The following is a 5,349-nucleotide window of genomic DNA, read 5'->3' as shown; positions in this document are numbered from 1 at the left end:
CGTCATCCTCGAACAAGCTCCGATCGAGCCTGTTTCGGGGCAGGTGCCCGGAACTTTCGTCGGGTCGGGTCAGCCCCACGTGTGGGTGGTGTCGGCGAAATCCGCTGCAGCGCTGGTCGATCAAGTGGACCGCCTGCTGACCCATGTGCAGGAACGGCCGGAGGTGGATCCAGCCGATATCGGTTGGACGCTCGCGAGTTCACGCACGGTATTCGACGACCGTGCGGTGGTGATCGGTGCGGACCGGGAGTCGTTGCTGGCAGGGCTGGCAGCGGTTCGAGACGAGCGTCCGCACGACAGCGCACTGCGCGGGTCAGCCGATACCGCGATCGCCGAAACTGTCTTCGTTTTCCCAGGACAGGGCTCGCAATGGCAGGGCATGGCTGCTGAATTGCTCGACACCGCACCGGCTTTCGCCACCCGAATGGCCGAGTGTGCGGCGGTCGTCGATCCCCTGGTCGAATGGTCGCTGCTCGATGCGGTGCGCGGAACCGAGGCCGCCGCATCCCTCGATCGGATCGATGTGCTGCAACCGGTCCTTTTCGCCGTCATGGTGTCGCTTGCCGAGCTGTGGCGTTCGTATGGCGTCGTCCCCGCCGCGGTGGTGGGAAGTTCGCAAGGCGAGGTCGCGGCCGCCTGCGTGGCAGGAGCCCTCTCGCTCGAGGACGCGGCCATGATAATCGTGCAGCGCTCCCGGATCTTCTACGAAGAGCTCGCCGGTCACGGTGCCATCGCGGCGATTTCGCTGTCGGAAGCCGAGATCGTGTCACGTCTGGAGCACTACGACGCGCTCTGGCTCGCCGGTGTGAACGGACCGTCGTCGGTATCGGTCAGCGGCGGACTCGCAGAACTGACGCGCTTGGTATCGGATATGGAAGCCGGTGGTATCAGGGCACGCATTGTGCCGCTGACGGTCGCCTCGCACTCACCGACCGTGGAGCCGCTGAAACAGTCGATTCTGACCACGCTGGCATCGGTCGCGCCGCGCGCGAGCGCCATCCCCATGTACTCGACCGTAACCGGCGGCATTGTCGCCGGGACCGAACTCACCGCGGCCTACTGGTACGACAACTGCCGGGAGCCGGTGCGATTCGAACAGGCCGTGCACGCCTTGCTGACGGACGGGTACACCGCATTCGTCGAATCCAGCCCGCACCCGGTTCTCATGACGGGCATCGAACAGATCGCGGACGAGCGCGAGGTGACCGCCGCGATCGTCGGATCGCTGCGTCGCGGCGACGGAGGCATGTCTCGAATCGTGCGGTCCGCGGCGGAGTTGTTCGTCGCCGGTGTGGATGTGCGCTGGGCTGAGCTGTTCGCCGATCGTGGCGTGCGGCGCGTGGGATTGCCGACGTATGCGTTCCAGCACAAGCGGTTCTGGTTGGAGTCGGTGGCCGGTGCCGGGGATGCGGGTGCGCTGGGAGTGGACACGGCCGAGCATCCATTGCTCGGCGCGGTGGTCGAGCTGCCCGGCGGCGGCGTGGTCGTGACCGGTAGGTTGTCCTTGCGGTCACATGCCTGGCTGGCCGATCACCAGGTGGCCGATGTGGCTTTGCTGCCCGGGACCGGATTCGTGGAAATGCTTCTCGCTGCGGGTGATCGAGTCGGGTGCACGATGCTCGAAGAGCTTTCACTGGTGACACCGTTACTGGTGTCCGCGGACGCGGTGCAGGTGCGGGTCGCGGTGGGTGAGCCCGAAGCCGACGGTCGCTGCGAGGCCAGTGTGCACACACGCCCGGATTCCGATGAGTCCGGTGCTGGGGAGTGGGTGCTGCACGCCAGTGCGGTCCTGGCGACCGACCGTGGAATGACCAGCACCCCAGTGGGTTTGGGTGCGTGGCCGCCGATCGACGCCATCGAGGTCGATGTCGTCGACGCGTACGACCAGGTGGCCGATTACGGCTATTGGTACGGTCCGGTGTTCCAGGGTCTGCGGCGAGTGTGGCGGCGCGAGGACGAGATATTCGCCGAGATCGGATTGCCGTCGGAGCCGGGTAGTGCGGCAGACGGGTTCCTGATGCATCCGGCCCTGCTCGACAGCGCCCTGCACGCCATGCTGCCCGGCATCGGAGAGAACGCGGGAGAAGCCGGGTTGCCCTTCGCCTGGCACGGAGTCCGGGTGTACTCCACCGGTGCCGAGTACGCGCGTGTGCGTATCGCGCCGGTTGCCGAGGGTGGTGTATCGGTGTGGTTGGTCGATGCGCACGATGCGCCGATCGCGAGCGTGGACGCGCTGACGATGCGGCCTGTTCCGGAGAGTTTGCTGCGCGGTGCTGCAGGTGGCGTGACGGATTCGTTGTACGAGTTGGAATGGGTCGCGCAGACTCGGCCGGAGCCGCAGGGTCGGGACCGTTCGGCATGGATATTCCTGGGCGACAAGGGCAATCGGACTCTGGAGCTGTCCGATGGCCGCTGGTTGCCGGATTTGGCGGCATTGACCGCGGAGTTGGATGCCGGTGGTGTGGCGCCGTCGGTAGTACTGGTCCCGATTGCCGTGCCTTCGGGTGAGCCGGTGGTCGAGGGTGTGTACCGTCAGGCCGACGAAGTGCTCGGATTGCTGCAAGCTTGGTTGTCCGAGTCTCGGGTGGCGGATTCGCGACTGGTTGTGTTGACTCGCAACGCTTCCGGAATCGGTGCGCTCGATACCGATGCTGCGGTCGATTCGGTGTCGGGGTTGGCGGGTGCGTCGATATGGGGTCTGGTGCGTTCGGCGCAGTCGGAGAATCCGGATCGGTTCGTGCTGGTAGACACCGACGGTTCGCCGGAGTCGTGGCGGGCGCTCGACGCCGCGCTGGACGGTGGTGAGTCGCAGTTGGTTCTCCGCGCCGGGCAGGTGAGTGTGCCGCGCCTAGCGCGGGTCGCGGTCCCGAGTGATGGACTCGCCGAGGGTATGTCGCCGATGTGGGATCGCGACGGTACGGTGCTGATCACCGGTGGCTCGGGGGCCTTGGGCTCGATGCTGGCCCGGCATATGGTCACGACCCATGGCGTGCGACGGGTCCTGCTCGTAAGCCGTCGCGGTGCTGCGGCCGAGGGGTTCGCCGAACTACGCGACGAATTGCTCGCGGCGGGTGCGGCTTCAGTGCTGGCGGCGGCCTGTGACGTCGCCGATCGTGCGCAGTTGGCAGCGGTATTGGCCGGTGTCGATCCGGAATTCCCGGTGCGGGTGGTGGTCCATGCCGCCGGTGTCCTCGACGACGGGGTCATCACCTCGCTGACCGACGCCCAGTTGCGGCGGGTGCTCGCGCCGAAGGTGGATGCCGCCTGGCACCTGCACGAGCTGACCCGGGATCTGGATCTGCGTGGATTCATCCTGTACTCATCCGTGTCGGGAATCCTGGGTTCGCCGGGCCAGGGCAACTACGCCGCGGGTAATGCATTCCTGGATGGATTGGCGTCGTACCGGCGCCGGTTGGGGTTGCCTGCAACCTCGTTGGCGTGGGGCCGGTGGGAGCAGGCGTCGGGAATGTCGGAGCACTTGCGGGCCGGTGATCACGCGCGCATCAAGCGTGGCGGCTTGGTCGCCATGAGCGGAGCAGAGGGACACCAGTTGCTGGATCGGGCGCTGGCGGCATCCGCGGCCACCCTCGTCCCGGCACGACTGGATCTGAAGGTTCTGCGCGACAACGGGGTTCGCGGGGTATTCACCGATCTGCTTCGTACGAAAGCCCGGCGACGGGTAACCCTGGGCACTGCGGACACCGGGGGATGGCAGCGGCGGCTCGCGGGATTGGCGGCGCAGGAGCGTATCGGTCTGCTTACCGAGCTGATCACGGTCGAGGTCGCGGCGGTGCTCGGACACGATGACACCTCCGACATCGGCAGTGAGCGCGCCTTCAAGGACCTGGGATTCGATTCGCTCACCGCGGTCGAACTGCGTAATCGGTTGAGCCGGTGGGCCGGAATCAAGCTGCCTGCCGCCTTGGTCTTCGACTACCCAACGGTCAGTGCGCTGGCCGACCGCATCGACGACATGCTCATCGAGCGCGGTCCGTCGACGAGCCGGGCGAAGTCCCTGTCCGAGGAGTTCGAGACGTTCGCGGCTGCCGTGTTGAAGGAGTCGGCCGACTCGATCGAACGCGCGAACGTCATTGCCCGGCTCGAAGATCTGCTGCTGCGTTCTCGGGCAGGTCAGGACTTCGACGAACCGATCGCGGATGAGCAGGCGCTCGCCGCGGCGAGCGCCGAGGAATTGTTCTCGATCATCGACGACGAACTCGAATCGTACTGATCCGCACCGGGTTCGGTAGAAGGCACTGGAACAAGATGACTGACAATGTTGAAGCGAAGACGGTCGAATACCTCCGGCGAACCACCGCCGAACTCCGCAGTGCGCGGCGCCGAGTGCGTGAGCTGGAGGGCCGTCTGAGCGAGCCGATCGCCATTGTGGGTATGGGTTGTCGGTACCCCGGCGGTGTGGGTTCTCCGGACCAGTTGTGGCGCTTGGTCTCCGATCGGGTGGACGCGGTTGCAGCGATGCCGATCGACCGCGGATGGCCGGAGGATCTGTACGATCCGGATCCGGACGCGCTCGGCAAGAGCTACGCGCGCGAAGGCGGGTTCCTCTACGACGCTGCCGATTTCGACGCCGACTTCTTCGGGATCTCCCCACGCGAAGCACTGTCGATAGACCCGCAGCAGCGGCTGTTGCTGGAGACCGCCTGGGAGACGATCGAACATGCGGGGATCGACCCGATCAGTCTGCGCGGCAGCAACACCGGCGTCTACACCGGAATCATGTACGCGGATTACGCGTTGCGGCTGGGTTCGGTTCCCGAGGGATTCGAGGGCTTCCTCGGCCACGGTAGCGCCGCGAGCGTGGCCTCCGGGCGGGTGGCATACGTCTTGGGTTTGGTGGGTCCGGCGGTGTCGGTGGACACCGCGTGCTCCTCGTCGCTGGTGGCCCTGCATCAAGCCGTGGCGGCGTTGCGGGCGGGCGAGTGTTCGATGGCACTGGCCGGTGGCGTGACGGTAATGGCGACGCCCGGGCTCTTCGTGGAGTTCTCGCGTCAACGCGGGATGTCTCCGGATGGGCGGTGTAAGTCCTTCGCTGCAGCGGCTGATGGTGCGGGTTGGTCCGAGGGTGTGGGAATGCTTCTGCTGGAGCGTCTTTCGGATGCGCGCCGTTTGGGGCATGAGGTGTTGGCGGTGGTGCGTGGTTCGGCGGTGAATCAGGATGGTGCGTCGAATGGTTTGACTGCGCCGAATGGTCCGTCGCAGCAGCGGGTGATTCGTGCTGCGTTGGCGAATGCCGGGTTGCCTGCGAGTGCTGTCGATGTGGTGGAGGCGCATGGCACTGGTACTCGGTTGGGTGATCCGATCGAGGCTGAGGCGTTGTTGGCGACTTAT

General features: G+C 66.0%; 2 protein-coding genes. Both read left to right on the top strand.

Annotated elements, in window-relative coordinates:
• Positions 1 to 88 precede the first annotated feature (88 nt).
• Complete coding sequence (locus NL1_RS35575; RefSeq protein WP_162272803.1) at positions 89 to 4,231, top strand: type I polyketide synthase; 4,143 nt, start codon at positions 89 to 91, stop codon at positions 4,229 to 4,231.
• Between the two features lie 35 nt (positions 4,232 to 4,266).
• A partial coding sequence (locus tag NL1_RS35570) for a beta-ketoacyl synthase N-terminal-like domain-containing protein (RefSeq protein ID WP_174553522.1) occupies positions 4,267 to 5,349 on the top strand: 1,083 nt, incomplete at its 3' end.

Origin of the sequence: Nocardia lijiangensis NBRC 108240 (genome assembly GCF_001613045.1) — a bacterium.
Taxonomy (GTDB): Bacteria; Actinomycetota; Actinomycetes; order Mycobacteriales; family Mycobacteriaceae; genus Nocardia; species Nocardia lijiangensis.
Note: the sequence above shows the minus strand (reverse complement) of the source record. Positions and strands in the feature narration are given on the sequence as shown.